This window comes from Spelaeicoccus albus, from assembly GCF_013409065.1.
Lineage (GTDB): Bacteria > Actinomycetota > Actinomycetes > Actinomycetales > Brevibacteriaceae > Spelaeicoccus > Spelaeicoccus albus.
Map to the genome: position 1 here is coordinate 3,756,565 of NZ_JACBZP010000001.1, position 16,424 is coordinate 3,772,988.

The 16,424-nt window shown below is 62.2% G+C and carries 18 protein-coding genes and 1 pseudogene; 7 read left to right on the top strand and 12 right to left on the bottom strand.

Annotated features, from left to right (window positions below; translation table 11 throughout):
- Positions 1-7: 7 nt before the first annotated feature.
- Positions 8-547, bottom strand: coding sequence for a TetR/AcrR family transcriptional regulator (locus BJY26_RS17420; protein ID WP_179429447.1), 540 nt, complete (start codon positions 545-547; stop codon positions 8-10).
- A 133-nt stretch (positions 548-680) separates the two neighbouring features.
- On the opposite strand from BJY26_RS17420, the gene BJY26_RS17425 reads away from it, so the two are divergent.
- The gene (locus tag BJY26_RS17425) at positions 681-1,634 is read left to right on the top strand and encodes an amidohydrolase family protein (RefSeq protein WP_218852484.1); all 954 of its coding nucleotides are present in this window, start codon (positions 681-683) and stop codon (positions 1,632-1,634) included.
- A gap of 6 nt (positions 1,635-1,640) precedes the next feature.
- Here the strand turns inward: BJY26_RS17425 and BJY26_RS17430 are convergent, their stop codons facing one another.
- The 6 genes from BJY26_RS17430 to BJY26_RS19445 form a co-directional block, all read right to left on the bottom strand.
- A complete protein-coding gene (locus tag BJY26_RS17430; RefSeq protein WP_179429449.1) occupies positions 1,641-2,156 on the bottom strand; it encodes a VOC family protein in 516 nt (171 codons plus the stop codon).
- A 92-nt stretch (positions 2,157-2,248) separates the two neighbouring features.
- On the bottom strand, positions 2,249-2,923 hold the full coding sequence (locus BJY26_RS17435) for a DUF4396 domain-containing protein (RefSeq protein ID WP_179429450.1): 675 nt from the start codon (positions 2,921-2,923) through the stop codon (positions 2,249-2,251).
- Positions 2,924-3,311: 388 nt separating this feature from the next.
- A complete protein-coding gene (locus BJY26_RS17440) occupies positions 3,312-3,677 on the bottom strand; it encodes a VOC family protein (RefSeq protein WP_179429451.1) in 366 nt (121 codons plus the stop codon).
- 86 nt (positions 3,678-3,763) lie between these two features.
- A complete protein-coding gene (locus BJY26_RS17445; protein WP_179429452.1) occupies positions 3,764-4,147 on the bottom strand; it encodes a type II toxin-antitoxin system VapC family toxin in 384 nt (127 codons plus the stop codon).
- Positions 4,144-4,365 (bottom strand): antitoxin, encoded by a 222-nt coding sequence (locus BJY26_RS17450; protein ID WP_179429453.1) that lies wholly within the window; start codon positions 4,363-4,365, stop codon positions 4,144-4,146. Before BJY26_RS17450 ends, BJY26_RS17445 begins: the two co-directional genes overlap by 4 nt.
- Before the next feature lie 34 nt (positions 4,366-4,399).
- Positions 4,400-4,645, bottom strand: coding sequence for a TetR/AcrR family transcriptional regulator (locus BJY26_RS19445; protein ID WP_342354689.1), 246 nt, complete (start codon positions 4,643-4,645; stop codon positions 4,400-4,402).
- Between BJY26_RS19445 and BJY26_RS17460 the strand changes: the two are divergent.
- Positions 4,640-4,852, top strand: a pseudogene (locus tag BJY26_RS17460) (CocE/NonD family hydrolase C-terminal non-catalytic domain-containing protein); the annotation flags it as partial. The gene BJY26_RS19445 and the pseudogene BJY26_RS17460 overlap by 6 nt on opposite strands.
- On the opposite strand, the gene BJY26_RS17465 reads toward BJY26_RS17460, so the two are convergent.
- The 3 genes from BJY26_RS17465 to BJY26_RS17475 are packed head-to-tail and all read right to left on the bottom strand — an operon-like array spanning position 4,849 to position 7,496.
- Positions 4,849-5,445, bottom strand: a complete 597-nt coding sequence (locus BJY26_RS17465) for a dihydrofolate reductase family protein (RefSeq protein WP_179429455.1) — start codon at positions 5,443-5,445, stop codon at positions 4,849-4,851. The pseudogene BJY26_RS17460 and the gene BJY26_RS17465 sit on opposite strands and share 4 nt — an antisense overlap.
- A gap of 32 nt (positions 5,446-5,477) precedes the next feature.
- Positions 5,478-6,254 (bottom strand): class I SAM-dependent methyltransferase, encoded by a 777-nt coding sequence (locus BJY26_RS17470; protein WP_179429456.1) that lies wholly within the window; start codon positions 6,252-6,254, stop codon positions 5,478-5,480.
- A gap of 30 nt (positions 6,255-6,284) precedes the next feature.
- Positions 6,285-7,496, bottom strand: coding sequence for an MFS transporter (locus BJY26_RS17475; RefSeq protein WP_179429457.1), 1,212 nt, complete (start codon positions 7,494-7,496; stop codon positions 6,285-6,287).
- A gap of 111 nt (positions 7,497-7,607) precedes the next feature.
- Between BJY26_RS17475 and BJY26_RS17480 the strand changes: the two genes are divergently transcribed.
- Together BJY26_RS17480 and BJY26_RS17485 are read left to right on the top strand one after the other, a co-directional pair.
- Complete coding sequence (locus tag BJY26_RS17480; RefSeq protein ID WP_179429458.1) at positions 7,608-8,036, top strand: hypothetical protein; 429 nt, start codon at positions 7,608-7,610, stop codon at positions 8,034-8,036.
- Positions 8,037-8,045: 9 nt separating this feature from the next.
- Positions 8,046-8,777 (top strand): HAD-IA family hydrolase, encoded by a 732-nt coding sequence (locus BJY26_RS17485; protein ID WP_179429459.1) that lies wholly within the window; start codon positions 8,046-8,048, stop codon positions 8,775-8,777.
- A 106-nt stretch (positions 8,778-8,883) separates the two neighbouring features.
- Here BJY26_RS17485 and BJY26_RS17490 read toward each other — a convergent pair whose 3' ends face one another.
- Positions 8,884-10,053, bottom strand: a complete 1,170-nt coding sequence (locus BJY26_RS17490) for a WD40/YVTN/BNR-like repeat-containing protein (RefSeq protein WP_179429460.1) — start codon at positions 10,051-10,053, stop codon at positions 8,884-8,886.
- Positions 10,054-10,269: 216 nt separating this feature from the next.
- Between BJY26_RS17490 and BJY26_RS17495 the strand changes: the two genes are divergently transcribed.
- Together BJY26_RS17495 and BJY26_RS17500 are read left to right on the top strand one after the other, a co-directional pair.
- On the top strand, positions 10,270-11,973 hold the full coding sequence (locus tag BJY26_RS17495; protein ID WP_179429461.1) for an ABC transporter family substrate-binding protein: 1,704 nt from the start codon (positions 10,270-10,272) through the stop codon (positions 11,971-11,973).
- Positions 11,973-12,977: a LacI family DNA-binding transcriptional regulator gene (locus BJY26_RS17500; protein ID WP_218852488.1), complete on the top strand. Its 1,005-nt coding sequence runs from the start codon at positions 11,973-11,975 to the stop codon at positions 12,975-12,977. The genes BJY26_RS17495 and BJY26_RS17500 overlap by 1 nt, the downstream gene beginning before the upstream one ends.
- Before the next feature lie 21 nt (positions 12,978-12,998).
- On the opposite strand, the gene BJY26_RS17505 is transcribed toward BJY26_RS17500, so the two are convergent.
- Entirely contained in the window at positions 12,999-14,519 is a 1,521-nt protein-coding gene (locus tag BJY26_RS17505; protein ID WP_237249186.1) for a sigma-70 family RNA polymerase sigma factor, read from the bottom strand.
- 663 nt (positions 14,520-15,182) lie between these two features.
- Here BJY26_RS17505 and BJY26_RS17510 point away from each other — a divergent pair.
- Positions 15,183-16,391, top strand: coding sequence for a pyridoxal phosphate-dependent aminotransferase (locus tag BJY26_RS17510; protein WP_179429463.1), 1,209 nt, complete (start codon positions 15,183-15,185; stop codon positions 16,389-16,391).
- The last annotated feature ends 33 nt before the right edge of the window (positions 16,392-16,424 follow it).

Below are 16,424 nucleotides of genomic sequence, written 5' to 3' on the forward strand. Positions count from 1 at the left end.
CATCGGTCTAGGTATCGCCCTTTGCCGGCGCGAGCCAGCCACCTGCAGCCTCCAGTAGCGACTCCGACGAGACGTCATCGAAAGCACGCAACTTCAGAAAATGCTGCGTAATCGTCAGGCCGAGAATGCCGCTCACGGCAAGCAGCGCCTGAAGCTTCGCATCATCACCGTCGAACGACCCGGCCAGATTCTCGACGCGTTCGTCGAGGAACTGTCTCATGGACGCTTCGGCTTCGGGAACCGTCAACATCGAGCGAACGAGCGCGCGCGTTTCAGGCGGCAGCTCACCCAACCGCACGGCGAGGACCTCGAGAAGATGGTCCGCCGCGACGTCCGCGTTATTACTCGGAAGCTGCACGGCGACGGCGAACAGCGCAGCTTTCGAACCATAGTGCTGAATCACGAGCGACGGGTCGACCGCCGCCGCGGCCGCAATGCCCCGGATCGTCGCGCCGTCGAATCCCCGGGTCGCGAACTCCTCGCGGGCCGCTTCGAGGATGAGTTGGGCGGTACGGGCTCGTTTCGCGTCGCGTGATGTCTCGGCCATATCCTCACTCTACAAGCGTTGAGCAACGGTGGTAACGTATTGACTCAACGAATGTTGAGCGAATTGTTGCCGAGACTCGAGGAGACAGCTAGTGGCCCTGATCGCGATAGAAGAACACTGGAATCTGGCCGAGATGACTTCGGCGGTCAAGGCGCTTCCCGCCGAGCGAAGTGACGACAGCGTTGCGCTCGACGAGCTGGGCGACAACCTGGAGCGTCTCAATGAGATCGGCGACGGGCGAATCGCGGCCATGGACGCTCAAGGAATCGACATGCAGATCCTTTCCCTCGCACCGCCAGGGACGCAGCCACTCGACGCCGCGGACGCCGTCGGACTCAGCCGCCGCGCGAACGATATCGCGGCCGCAGCCGTCGGACGTCATCCATCGCGGCTGCGAGCGCTTGCCACATTGCCGATGTCGTCCCCGGACGCAGCCGCCTCCGAACTCGAGCGCGCCGTGGGGCTCGGATGCGTCGGCGCGATGGTCTATGGACGCAGCGGAGACAAACCGCTCGACGACCCGCGCTACGACGACGTGTTCGCCTCCGCAGCAGCGCTCGGCCGGCCGATCTTCATCCATCCCCAGATTCCGCCGCGCTCCATCCGGCGGGCGGCGTACAGCGGATTCGACCCGATGACGGAGCTTGGTCTGGCGACGTTCGGATGGGGGTGGCACATCGAGGCCGCTACCGCCGCCTTGCGGCTGATTGTGCGGGGCACCTTCGACAGGCATCCGAACCTTCAAATAGTTCTCGGACACTGGGGCGAGCTCTTGTTGTTCTGGCTCGATCGGGTCGACAGCCTGTCTCGAGTCGCCGGGTTGGAGCGGACCGTGACCGAGTATGTCCGGTCGAACTGTCACATCACGAGTTCGGGGATGCTCAATCCGGCGCTGCTTCGACACGCTTTGGAGGTGACGACGTCCGACCGGCTCCTGTTCTCGACGGATTACCCTTTTCAGCGGCCCTCACGGTCTGACATCGACGCGTTCCTCACGCACTTCCCCACCGACGACGACCGCGATCGGTTCATCGCCGGGAACGCGCGTGCCCTGTTCGGCATCGGCGACGAGCACGCGGCACGCTGATGCCGATCAGGCGTTCTCCAACTCGGCGATCACGATCTTCTTCTGGTTCATCATTACTTGAATCTGTTCCGGCCGCCGGGTGAGTTCGGCCATGTGCGCCGGGGTGATCTGCCAGCTGACGCCGAATCGGTCTTTACACCATCCGCACTGCTCCGATTCGGGAACGTGCGAAAGCGCCTTCCAGTAGTAGTCGATCTCTTGTTGATCCTTGCACGACACGATAAAAGATACTGCTTCGTTGATGGTGAAGTAGGATCCGCCGTCAAGGCAGACGTAGTCGACTCCGTTCAAGGTGAACGATCCGTTGAGCACCTTGCCGCTCATGCCGCTGAAATGCTCGTTGAGGGATTCGTCCGGATATTCGACGATGCTCGTGATTCGCGAGTTCGGAAAGACGCTCACGTAGTATTCCATGGCCTCGCGCGCCTGGGTGTCGAACCACAGGCAGGGCTGGATCGCCGCGGGTGTCGTAGCGGAGATAGTGTCCACGGGGCTGCCGGCCGGGGTGGCGGTGTCATTCATGATGATTCCTTTCTCGGTTGTCTGCCGTGATCCGGTAGACGACTGCGGCAGTGGGAAATCATCGGTCAAAACCGCCGTGAGCCGTAAATTCTTTACATGGCGTGCTTGACGCCTGTTCTCACGAGCACCCAGTTCGCCGGGTAGCTCGTGAGGAATCCGAGCATCATGGCGATTTGCATCATGAACCAGAACACCGGCGAGACCGGTTCCGGAGCCGAGGCGAAAAACACCAGTGACACGAGCGCCATCCAACCGAACATGCCGACTTCAAAGCTGATCAGCGAAAGAGTGTCGGCTTTAATCGCGTCCTTGAGCGCTTGCCCGGGATGGTCGTGTTTTTTCAGGCCCATTCCGTAATACTGAAATGCGATGCCGAAGATATAAGCCAGCACGAACTCCACGACGTAGTCCGTGAACAACGCCGATCCCGCGATGAGCAGGCCGGTGGAAAACACCAGTGGTGCGCCGACCATGTCGCCAAGCGAACATCCGCTGCTGCAATGCGTGGTGGAAACGAAGACGCTTTGCCAAAAAGGTTTGTCACCGTGGGCGTGATTGCTCGTTGTCGTAGCGTGCCGGCTTGCTCGTCCCAAGCCGTAATAGGCCCAAATCCCGACGATCGGAAAGAACAGTCCGACAAGCGGCCACACCAAGTTCATGATCGGCATCATCTTTTGCGGGCGCCGGATGATGTCGACGGTGATCACTATTGCCTGGACAATACTGAGGACAATCGAAATCCAGGAAACCACTTGCAACCAGTTCACTGCCGACCAACCTTACGCTCGGGTCTGCTTCTGCGCCCATGCTCGTGCCGTCCGGAAATCATCGTCAAGCGCGTTCATCTCTTACGTCGGCAAACGAATTAACCTCAGCTATAAGCATCCGAACCATACGATCTCCCTCGATGCGCGAGAGTGTTCTACTTTCCCGGGAGTCCCAGCCATCATGTGGGTCACAGTGATTCTCCCAAAACGCGTACCACCGTGCCATCAGCTCAGTCAGATCATCGGACAGTCCGTAGTCCGTCGGTTCCATCGCGTACTTATCGGTGAAGTTTTCCCACAGCGGCCAGTCATGCCCCCAGTCAGGAAATATTCTGATCGTCCGACGCTTTGCTGACATGCCATGAATATAGCAACGACCGGAGCCGTTTCACCTGGTCGAGCCGGCGGCGTCGATGACGCAAAACCTATTACCTTCCGGATCCTCCATGATGACGAAATCGGCGTCGTCGGGTTGGCGATCCCAGTGGATTTCCTGCGCGCCCAACTCAATTAACCGTTCGACCTCAGCTTGCTGATCCTGAGCATAGAGATCGAGATGAATACGCGGCGGCAGCAGCCGGTCCGAATAGTGTGCGTCGAGGGAAACATTGGGGGCGGCCCCCTGGCGAGGATGCAATAACGCGAAGTCGTCGTCTCGGGGTTCTCGAACCAGGTAATCGAGTGCCTTCGTCCAGAAATTGATCTGCGCTTTCAGATCCGCGACACGGATGACTATCGACCCCACGACCAACATGCCCCGAAGCTACAGCAATTCTGCTGCGCCATAAAGGGCCACTCAGCGGCGAAGAAACGTCGGGACTCGCGACACCCGACAAACGATCAACGAGGCACCACGGTGATTGGGCAACGAATTCCCGGCGCACGGCTGATCCGAGCGTCGGCGGTAACGAGAGCGCAGTTGAGAGATTCAGCCAAGGCGACATAGCCGGCGTCGTAGGCGGAGAGATTGTCGCGAAGCGCCCAGATGCGTTCAAGGAGACCGTACGTGGGATAGCGCGTAAGGCCCAGCCGACGCCAAGTATTCAACGCCGTCCACGCATCGCCGACGGCAACTGCGCCTGAAGCGACATGTCGGCGGAGGCCGCTGGCGACCTCGGAATCGACAAGGTGAGGCGCGTGCAGTTGTTCACTGACCACCGACTCGCGTGCCGGTCCAGCGTTCAGCAGCGCCGACAAAGCCGCGGAGGCGTCGAGAACTATCACCTGGCGGCGCGCTCCTGGTCCACGCCATCGACAATCGAGACCACGTCGACGTCCAAATCAGGAAGCTCAGCCATCATTTCCGGGTTGTCTGCACGCCTCGAGACGTCGGACAGCTCTCGGACCGCCAGCGCACTAACGGAGGTACCGTCGCGGTCCGCCAGCTTCCGAAGCCTTCGCAACACGGCATCAGGGACGTTTCGCAAATACAACGTCTTCATGTTGCATAATGCTAGCACTGGAGCTGCGATATTACTAGTAGTGCGACAGAGTTGGGCCGATAAGGATAGCTTGGATGCCCGGGGCGACCATCTGGACGAGTTTTTCCGTGTCTGCCGTGGCGAGCATGGGTACGGCGATGACTTGCCGACTCATGATCATTCCGACAAGCATCGACGAAACGAGCCCCGCTCGTAGCGCGGCATCGGGGCTGTCGTCGGTACTTATGCCGTCCCTATGATTGCTGATTCCGTGTAGCAACCGAAACTCGCATCGGGCCAAATTGTCGACATCGACGTCGAACTACTTCCGATCGGGCTGGCTTTCCATCCCGGCGAACAACTCCGGTTCATCGTCAGCGGTCGCAACCTCCTCGGCACGATGATGCCCGGCAACCGCGAATACCAGCCTGCCAACACCGGACTGCATATTCTGCACACCGGCGGCAAGCACGCCGCCTACCTCCAGCTCCCCGTCCAAGCCGCCTAGACCAAGTCGGCCGGGGCGTGCGCCGGCCGGTAGGTGGCGACCAACACGCCCTTGGTGGTGGCCACGCTATCGGTGAGTTCAAGCGCGGCGTCCACGTCGTCCGGAAATAGTCGCCGCCCCGTGCCGAGGACCATCGGGTGAATCATGAGCAGATACACGTCGATGAGCCCCGCGACCATCAGCGCACCAATCAACGATTGGCTGCCCATGATGACGAGGTTCTCCTCGAGGCTCTGCTTCAATTCGGCGACGGACGCCGGGACATCGCCGTGTAGCAAGGTCGAATTCGGCCACTTCAGCGTCGTCCCGGCATTTCTCGACGCGACGAATTTGGGAGTCTTGTTGAGGGAGTCCCGGAATGGACCGCCCATCCGGTTCCACACTTGGAGCAGATCGTCGTAGCTTCGGCGGCCAAGCAAAAGCGCGTGCTCGCCGTTCATCCATTCGCCGATCTTCGCCGCCAAGACGTCATCGTGGTGCGACGCTGCCCAACCGCCGAATTCGAATTGCCCCCGCGTGTCTTCGTCCGCGCGAGCCGGCGCCTGCATCACCCCGTCCAGCGTGACGTGATTGATTACTACGACTTTGCCCATGGCTCTTTCCTTCCATCGAGACTTCGGGCGATTTACGGCTCTGCGACCACCAACACGAGTGAACCGTCGAAGTGCGCTTGCCGGCGCAGGCCGTTATGCCGCTCGTCCCAGACCCCGGCTTCGAGATCTCGTTGCAATTCAGCGGCAAAACGCTCGTGCACATCCGGTCCGACGAAACTCCAGGCAGAGCAGGACAACCGTGCCCGCGCATCAAGCAAGCCTTCCGGCCGTCCGTAATACGCTTCGTTGAACCCATCGGTGCACGCAAGCGGAATTGGCACGATGGTGCTGGTCGTCCGGCCCCCAAGACCATCCGCCAAACGCGAGAGCGACGGGTACCGGCGCGCCTCCGTGTCGATGACTTCAGGGGCATAATCGGCCAGCCAGAACTGGTCGAGCCGGGTCGGATCGCACGTCAAAATCACCACTGGCCCACGGGTGACGCGGCGGAGTTCAGCCAGGCCGGCGCCAAGATCCTGCCACTGATGGACGCTGAACGTTGACATGGCCGCGTCGAACGAGTCGTCCGCAAATGGCAAATTCTCTGCGGTGGCATCCACGGCCTTTGGAAGCTCCGCAGGGCGGTGCGCGCGCATGGCGGCCGACGGTTCGACGGCCGTCACCGTTCGATCCGGCGGTTCATACGACCCCGTACCGGCGCCAACGTTGAGCACCGCACGCGCGTCGCCAAGCGCCGTCTCAATAGCGACTGCGATCTCGGGATCCGGACGCCGATACCCCGCGTAGGCCTGTCCGATCGGGCCGTAGTCCGCATCGCCGGCGCTCCCATCCGCCGTCCGTTCAACCATGAACCGGAGCGTAGCAAAGCGGACGCGAATTCAGCGTCCGACGAGCTGGTTGAGCCGCTCGGACATGAGCAACCCCAAGCCGACAAGTACAACAAGGAACAGCGGAAAGATCCACATTCCGGTCCAGGACGAGATCGCGCCGAACATCGGCGGCGCGAGAGTGGAACCGGTGTAGGCGGCGGCCATCTGGATGCCAATGATGGCTTGTGAATTGCGGCGACCGAAGTTGACCGGGGTGGAGTGAATGATGGCGGGGTAGATCGGCGCGGATCCAAGTCCTGCGATGACGAGCCCGCACAGTGCGAGCACGTCGGTCTCGAGCGGGAGAAACAACATGACGGCGCCGAGGCCGACGGTGATGAACCCGCCACGGATCAGCTGCCGGTCCCCCACCCGGTCGGCGAAGAAGCCGGCCAGGAATCGTCCGGCGGTGATGCCCAATAGGAAGAGCGATGCAAAGGCGGCCGCTGTGGCCGGGGCGATACCGCGATCGTTCACGAGATACGTCGATGCCCAGAGGATCGAGGTGCTCTCGAGCGCGCAGTACGCCAAGAAAGCGGCAAGGATCGAGACGACACCGGGGATCCGCAGAGCCCGCGCGAGCGAAACATGAGAGCTCCCTCGTTGTGACGACTCGGGCCCGGCCGCCCTTGCTTCGTGGGGCTCGGTGGCATGGTCGTCGGGGACGACGCGGTTGACCTTTCCCCACAGCGGCAGGCTGATGAGCAGTACGACTGTGAGGACGGCTTGGATGAGGCCGACGACGCGGTACGCGCTGGACCAGCCAAGGCCGGCGGTGAGGGCGTGGCTCATGATGAACGGGCTGATCGATGCGCCCAGCCCCCAGCAGCTGTGCAGCCAGTTCATATGTCGTGCGGCGTAATGCAGGGCCACGTAGTTGTTGAGGGCTGCATCGACCGCGCCGGCACCGAGCCCGTACGGGATTGCCCACAGGCACAGCATCCAGAATGAGCCGGAGACGGAAAATCCGACGAGCGCGGCCGCGGTCATTCCGACGCTGATCGCCGTGACCACGCCGGCGCCAAAACGGCGGGTGACCCGCTCGGACGCGAGGCTCGACAGGATTGTGCCGCCCGCAATGATCATGGTGATGATGCCGGCGAACGCCACGGGGACGTCGAGATCCTTCTGCATAGCCGGCCAGCCGGCCCCGACGAGGGAGTCGGGCAGCCCGAGGCTGACGAACGCGATGTAGATGATCGCGAGGAGGAGCGAATACACGGCTTGGGGAACTGCCTTTCATGGGGGCAGGTGAGACTTCTGCCGGAAATGAGAGCAAGGCAGTACGCCTCGCTCTCACCTAGGAAGTTTAGCCCTCACTACACTGACCTTATGACCGCGACCTCGGGTACGCCGGACGGGTGGAAGACTCGCCCAATGCGTACGGCGGCTGCGTACGCTCTCGTGCTGCTCAGCCCGGCGCTGGCATGGTCGGCGTGGGTTTCGTGGGACGGCGGTTACGCGAGTAACGCCATGTCCGTGCTCTGGTTCGTTACAGTCGCCTTAGGGTGTTTGATATCCGGCATCCTCGCCCCACGTTCAAAGCGGCACTATTTCACGTTAGTGGCGATCGCGACCGTCTCGACGATCGTCACCTTATATCTGTGGTGGTCGTCGGAAGACGAAACCGGTCTTTTCATGGTCGGAATCATCATCGTAGCGCCGCTCGTCCTTGTGGCTTCCGGCGTCGTCCTGCTGATTGGGCGATTGCTTGCCCGCTTCACCCGCGGCCCGACATCGGGCGGCGGAGATGGTCAGTAGGCTGCTCCCATGACCGACCTTGATCTCACGCGATTCGAGGCGCTCAGCTTCGATTGTTACGGCACGCTGATCGACTGGGAAGCCGGCATCGCCGACGTACTTGCACCGTGGGCAAGTGAGCAGGGCCTGGATCTCACGACGGAGGAACTTCTCCTCGCGTATGCCGATAACGAGGCGGCCGTCGCTCGCGAAAAGCCGACCCTGCTCTATCCGGACGTGCTAGCTACCGCGTTTCGGCGCACGGGCGACAAGCTCGGTCACGTCGTCAATGATGAATGGGCCGGTCGTCTGGGACATTCGGTGCCGAATTGGCCGGCATTCCCTGATTCGGCTGAAGCATTGGCGCGGTTGGCCGCTCACTACAAGCTCATCGTCCTGTCCAATGTCCACCGGACCGGATTCGCCGCCAGCAACACGTTATTGCGTGGCGATTTCGCCGCCGTCATCACTGCCGAAGATGTTGGTGCGTATAAACCTGCCGAGAACCACTTTCGCGCACTGGAAACTCTCCGTGCCGAGCTCGGCGTACACCACGCCGCTCTGCTGCACGTAGCCCAAAGCCTGTTCCACGACCACGCCCCCGCAAAGCGGGAAGGTTTAGCCTCCGTCTGGATCAATCGGCGTCACGATCGCCCGGGATGGGGCGCCACTCCCGAGCCGTCCGACGAATGGTCGTACCAAATGGAGTTCATCTCGATGAGCGAATTCGCCGACGCCGTCGACAAGGCATTCGCCGGGTGACCGTCTGACTCAGCGAAAGCCGCCTTTCTGTTTGTCCATCGCAGAGCGACGACGCGTATGGCATTCTGGACGAACTACTTACTGCCGGGTGCCCTAGCCAGAGCGGCTACAGTTGCGGTTCGCTTTCAAGAACTTCGACGGACAGGACACAAGGCAGGTGCCGGGCGATCTCGTCCCACGTCTCGCCCTCGTTGCGGCTGGCGAACACCGACCCGGAGTTCGTGCCGAAGTACACCCCTGCGGGGTCTTGCTGATCGCCGCTCATCCCTTGCCGGAGCACCGTGAAGTAGCACGCCTTCTGCGGCAGGCCCGTGCGCTGGTCCGCCCACGACGTACCGCCGTCCCGTGAGCGCCACACCGCGGCGGCCGCGGACGGCGGGTACCGGCCTTCGGTGTCGCCGTTGAGCGGCACTGTCCAAATCGTTCGTCCGTCGCGAGGGTGCACCCAGAGCGGAAAGCCGAACCTGGACGGCAGGCCCGCCGTGACGTCGCGCCAGCTGTGACCACCGTCGCCCGAGCACCACACGCCGTCATGATTTTGCTGGTAGAGCGGATGGCCTTCGGCATTGGACCGTTCGACGTGATGCACGCAAAACCCCGTGTGACCGTCGGATGCCGCTGCCGGATGAGCATTGCCTTCTCCGGCGTCGGAATCGGCAAGATCGTTGCGGCGGTGCCAGGTCGCCCCGCCGTCCTCGGTGGCGAAGACCCCGGCAGCGGAAATCGCCACCCACATCTTCTCCGGATCTTCGGGGTCGGCAACGATCGTGTGAAGAACCAATCCTGCAGCGCCGGGTCCCCACTCGGGCGCCGATGGGTGATTCGTCAACCCTTTGACGGTCTCCCACGTCGCTCCATCGTCGTCGCTCATGAGCAATGTCGCGGGCTTCGTCCCCGCATAGAGCTTTCCACCCGCGCGGCCGAGCGACCACACCTGGGAAAAGTCATTGCCGAACGGAGTCGGCTCGTCCACCCAGCCGATGGACTCGGCGAAGCCGGGGTCCCCGGCGGCCCACTCGTCCATCTGGCCGCTCGTCAATTTGGTCAGTTCCCATGTCCGGCCGTCATCGTCCGACCGCCAAACTCCGGCTCCCGACCAGTCGCCGCCACCAGCGGCCCACATCGTACCGGCAGCGCGGTCGCCGATGACGTGATTGATAGGCCACCCGTCGCAGTACGGCCCGCGAACATTCCATTGAGCGCGATCGGCGTCACCGTCGATGACGAAAGCGCCTTTCGTTGTTCCCACCAACAGACGGATCGTCTGATCCGACATGACATGCCCTTCGTCGAAGTCGCTCCGTCCGGTGCGGGCAGCGACCAGGCTGACAGAATGCGTCCGATATTACCCGGTTCTTGACCGTGAGTGTGACCTGTGACACTTTTAATCTCAATGATTACGTAGTCATTTTGTTGTCCGCACATTTCTATCCCCATCCGGCGCCGACTGGAAATCTTCCGCGTTCCGGCAGTGCCACCAGGAGTCAGTCGTATGAATTTCCGCAAAACTCTCGCCACCGCATGTGCCGTCTCCCTCGTCTTCTTGGCCGGGTGCGGCGGAGGCTCGGATCAGCAAAGCGCGTCGACGAAAGCCCAGCCGGCGTCCGGCGTCCCGGCCGGCACCTCTCCCCTGCCGATGCCCAAGGTGGGGCACCGATACGACAACCCGCAGAAGCGTTCCGACGTCAAGAACGGCGGCACTCTCACCTTGCCGACCGGAGACATGCCCGCCAACTTCAACGGTTTCAGCGTTGACGGCGCCTATGCATCGGTCGGCGACATCGACAAATGGACGATGCCGCACCTCTGGAGTTTCACGGTCGGCGGGAAGCCATCGCCGAACACGGACTTTCTCCAATCCGCCAAGCTGGTCGACACGAGCCCCGAGACCGTCAAATACACCCTCAACCCGCGGGCACACTGGAACAACGGCGATCCGATCACGTGGAAAGCGTTCAAGACCACCTGGCTGACGCAAAGCGGCAAAACCAAAAAGTACAACCCGCAATCGACCGATGGCTACAAAAACATCAAAAGCGTCACGAAGGGCAAGACGCCGAACATCGCCGTCGTCACGTTCGACAAGCCCTTCTACCCCTACCAGGCGATCTTTCAAACGCTCGAAAACCCGAAGAATCTCGACCCGACGTTTTACAAGAAGGGCTGGGTCGACGATCCGCGCAGCGCGCTGCGTGCCGGCCCGTTCACGGTGCAAAGCCACAGCAAGTCGCAGATCACCCTGGTGCGCAACAAGTCGTGGTGGGGCGACAAGCCCAAGCTCGACAAGGTCGTGTACCGGCAAATGGAAGACCAGGCGGCAATCAACGCCTTCCAAAACGGCGAAATCGACGCGACCGAGATAAGCGACGCCGACAACCTGGGGCAAATCGCCGACATCGACAATGTGATGATCCGTCGGGGCTTCGGCACGGCTGTCACGCTCTACACCATCGGCCAGGACAGCGAGTTGTTCAAGCTCAAATATGCCCGCCGGGCATTCGCCTTTTCCACCGACCGCACAAAGTTGGCGAAGATCAGCTTCCAGGGAATGGATTGGAAGGCAAAGCCCGCCGGCTCGCTTGTCATGTACCCGTGGATGCCGACCTATGAGAACAACATGAAGTGGCTCAGGCACGACACAGCGAAAGCCAAGAAGCTGATGAAGTCCCACGGCTGGCAGATCGGCGACGACGGCTACTTCCACAAAGGCGGCCAGGTCGCCGAATTCACCTACGTCACGTTCGGCGACTCCCCGAAGAGCAGTGCGCTGGCCCGCGCCCAACAAGCCATGTCGAAGAAGGCCGGACTGAAAATGATCATCGACAACCGGCCGTCGTCCGACTTCTCCAAAACTGCCAACTCGGGATCGTTCGACATTCTCACCATGGGCTGGTCGGTCAGCGATCCGTACGGCTACGCGACGTCCTGCCAACTGTATTGCAGCACGTCGGCCGGCAACGACAGCAAGATCGGCAATGCCACCATCGACGCCATGATGCACAAGTCGACGACTATCCCGAACGCGAAGAAGTCCATCCGCTTGGCCAACAAGGCCGAAGCCAGGGCCTTGCGCGAAGTCGGCCGGCTGCCGCTGTACGCCTCCCCCAAGACAGTGGCTGTGGAAAAGGGGCTTGCCAACTACGGGCCCGCCGGCTGGAAGACCGCCAAACCACAAGACATCGGGTGGGCCAAGTAATGACGGACAAGCGTTGGGCGACGATGCACGACGTCGCGCGACGTGCCGGGGTCTCGCAAAAGACAGTCTCGCGCGTGATCAACGGCGAGCAGACGGTGCGCGACGACACTGTCGCTCTTGTGCTGGATGCCGCCGAGCAGCTCGGGTATCGCAGGAATGACGGGGCACGGCTGTTGCGCCAAGGCACGTCGAGCGCGAGCCTCGGCATCGTCACCGAGGATCTGGCCGGACCGTTTTACGGCGAGCTGCTCACCTCGGTGCAACGGACAGTGCAGCATCATGACTACTTGCTGTTGACCGGATCGGCGGCCGGCGAATCGCACAGGTTCTATTCGCTGCTCCGCGCCTTCGTGCTACGCCGGGTCGACGGCCTCCTCGTGGCCCCGACTGCCGCGGACGACGTGTCGATCACCAATGAGCTCGTCGGGGGTCTGCCGTGCGTCTTCGTCGACCGGCCGCCGAGCAATGGCGCCATCGACTCCGTGGTTTCGGACAACGGCGGTGGAACCAGGGACGCCGTCCGGCATCTTTTCGACCATGGTCACCGCCGCATCGGTTTTATTGGCGACGATCCGGGGTTTTGGACGGCGCGGCAGCGCTTGGACGGTTTCCTCAGTGCCTTGAACGCCCTTGGCCTGTCCACCGAATACGTGCACATGGCCCCGGCGGATTCCCGGGTCACGCCCGGCTGGGCGACCGACGAACGCGGGCCGACCGCCATAGTGACGGGGAACGCGACGATTACGCTTCGGCAGCTGCTGCGCCGACGCGACCATCCGGACGAACGCGGCGCTCTCATCGGCTTCGACGATGTTGAATACGCGGACTTGCCGGACCCCGCTTTGACGGTGATCGCGCAACAGGCCAGGCGGATCGGCGAGACGGCGTCCGGCCTTCTTTTCGACAGGATCAACCGGGCCGACGCGCCGGCCCGAGCCCTCACGATTCCCACCCGGCTCATTGCGCGCGGCTCGGGCGAGGTCGGCCCGCCGTCCGGCGCGTAAGTGCGGGTCGAAGCCGCTCCCTCAGTGACAGTGCCAGCCGGCATATCGATAGCAATGACACCGCCAGTGGCCGTATCGATGTGCGGCACGGTGCGCCCGGCAGAACCACGGCGGCCCCGGGTCGGCTGTCGGGGCCGGCTCTTGGGTCGGCGGCGACTTTTGGGTCGGCGCATCCTCTCGGGTCGGCGCAGGGGTTGATTGCGTCTCGCGCGGCGCGGGCGTCGATGGAGGCGTGCTCGCGGGCGGGGTTGGGGATGCCGGGCTCGTGGTCGGTGTCGACGGCGGCGGAGTAATCGGGGTTACCGTCGGCGCCGGACTCGCCGACCGGGTCTGATCGGGAGCTCGGTTCGTCGGAGTCGCTGTCGCACCCGGGACGGTCGGGATCGGTGCCGCCGATGCGCTCACGCCCGGACGTGCGCTCTCCGGGGCGTCGTCACGTCCGTCTCCTCCGGGCCGCCCATTACCCGACGTCCGGTCGCGCTCGAATCCTCGTGTCTCCGCGTCCGGGCGGGTGGGGTACGGCCAGGTCGAAGGCGAGGTCTCCATCGAGCCGGCCATCGACTGCTGCCGAACTCCTGGCCGGGCAGCCTCGTCACCCCCGGGAAAGACAAGGCCGGCGCCGCCCGCAACGATCGACAGCCCGGCGCCGGTCGCCACGACCGCCGAGGTGTGTACGGCGACCCAGGCGCGAACCACCTTCCAGGAGGAGGCCAGCGATTCGCCCACCGCAAGGGCCGCAGCCTTCCCGATACCTCCGATCTTCGCTAGTGAAACTTCCCAGCCAACGAAGAACGGGACGAACAGCAGTACGAGCAAACCGCGATTCACGCCGAGCTCGCGTAGTTCCGCAACGACTGCCGCGCACCGCGAGCAGCTGGACAGATCACATTCCACCCGCCGGCGCGAACGCAGCGACCCACTGCCCAACACGTATTGGCTGATGTCTGCCGTCAACGATCGGCAGTCGTCTGTCGGGGCCACCGGCATGTACGCCTGCAAGTATTCCTTTTTCAGACCGATCCGTGCTCGCCTGACCAACGCGGACACGGCATTGGGAGCGATATCCAGAATCAATCCGGCTTGCGCCGGCGACAAGCCGTCCACGTCAACCAGCCACAGCACCCGCTGCCAGCGGTCGGGAAGCGCGGACAGTGCCTTTTCCGCCAAGGCCAGGTCAGAAGCTGCGATAACTGGATCGAAGAACTCAACGGGACGTGCGTGCAATTCCAGATCGCTCACGGGTATCGACCACTGCCCGGTCTTAGCGAAATCGATGTGCACGCGACGAATTGTGATTGAAAGGTAGCCGGCCAAATTTTCCGTCGGTCCCTTGCCATTTCGCAAGGCAGCAATAATTCGAACGAATGCCTCGCTGACGATGTCGTCGACATCGCCGGAATCGTCGGCTACGCGCGATGCGATTCGACGAGCAACCGCACGGTAACGGAGAAAGATTTCGCCGATGGCCTCGACATTGCCGCCTCGCACTGATTCCAACAAACTCGAGTCGGACCATGATGCATAATATTCATGGGACAACATACACCTAACAATCTTGAGTGCTTGCTACCGGGCGATTGTCGAACCGATGCTAGCACCGCCATCTCGCGGCAAGACGCGTTTCCACGCATGAGTTTCAGGTACAGTTCAATACCTTTTCGCTACCCCCGACGGTGTGCAAAATTTCGGTCACATTTTTTCAACAATTCACATTTTTTGCGTCACGATTGGCGATTAGAGCTGTCTAGGCACTGGCACATTTAGGCTGTTTGACTATTTATGCAATCGCTGACTTCATTCCTATATCCTGTAACGTATTCGAAGTTTATGTCGGCTGTACGAAATCGGAGCCAATAATTCAGGCTCGCCGATTAAATCGCGTCACGATTGCATCGTGCGCGGCTCTATACTGATGAACGCGATAAATATTCGTTGCTCGCCACTCCCCCCATAATCGTGGGGAGCAATGGAATCGAGTTCGTGCCCCGCTGCGCGCGGAGCTAGAAGGAGCGTCGCCGGAGACCGGCGACGCTCCTTTTCGCAATGACCCTGCTAGCGTTCGATATAGCGGCCGGCAACTAGACGAGACGATCAGCGCCGCGGCGGGCGCCCATCTCACAGTGGCGATCGCAAGTTTGTGCCGGAAGTCGAGCCGGCGCTCCGTCTCGCGCACTCTGCGTCGACCGGACAGCAAGGGAGACGACTATGACTTCATTGGTGACCTCCAAGGGCCTCGACCACGTCGGAGCCTCGGCCATCTCGCGCATGATGACACGAGTGAACGCGCTCAAGCGCGGCGGCGTCGACGTCGTCGGCCTGCACGTGGGCGAGCCGGATTTCGACACACCGAGCAACATCGGGGACGCCGCGATCGCGGCAATCCACGACGGCGACACCCACTATCCCCCGATGGACGGGACCCCGGCGCTCAAGGACGCGATCATCGCGAAGTACCTCCGAGCGACCGGCCTACACTTCGACAGACCCGAAGTTGCCGTGACCAACGGGGCCAAGATGATGATCTTTTGCGCCTTCTTTGCCACGCTGCGGCCCGGCGACGAGGTGATCGTGCCTGCGCCGTACTGGACGAACTACGTCGACATCGTCCGCATGATGCAGGCAGTGCCAGTAGTGGTCGATTGCCCGGCCGCGAACGGTTTCATTCTCGATCCGGCCGATCTCGACGATGCCATCAGCGACAAGACGCGTTGGCTCATGCTCAATTCTCCGGGCAATCCCTCGGGCGCCGTTTACGGGCGAGACGAGCTGAGCGCGATTGCGGCGGTACTCGCAAAGCACCCGCACGTGTGGCTGCTCGCCGACGATATCTACGAGCACCTCGTGTACGACGATGCCGCGTACACGCCCATGCTCGGCGTCGCCCCCGAACTGCGTGAGCGTACTTTGACGATCAGCGGCGTCTCCAAGGGGTATGCCATGACGGGCTGGCGGATCGGCTGGGGCGTGGGGCCGGCCGAGCTGGTGACTGCCGCGGCCGCCGTCATCAGCCAATCGACGTCCGCGGCGAGCGGTATTTCCCAAGCCGCGGCGGTGGAAGCGCTCGAGGGACCGCAAGACAGCGTCGCCGCGTTCGTGAGTGAATACCGGCGGCGTCGCGACCTTCTGATCGACGGGCTCGCCCGCATCCCGGGTCTGGAGTGCTCGCGGCCGGACGGCGCGTTTTATGCTTTCGTCGATGTCAGCGGTTATTTCGGCACGACGACGCCGGATGGGAACGCGATTACGTCCGACGTCGATTTCGCCGACTTCCTGCTGGACGCCGGACGGGTGGCGGTGATCCCCGGCTCCGCCTTCGGGTCCGGCACCCATGTGCGTTTGTCGTTTGCCAGCGACGAATCCGTCTTGCGTGACGCCGTCCGGCGCATTGACGAGGCGTGCGGGCAATTGCGGTGACGCCGACGCCGTCAATTCACGAACAGGTGGCTC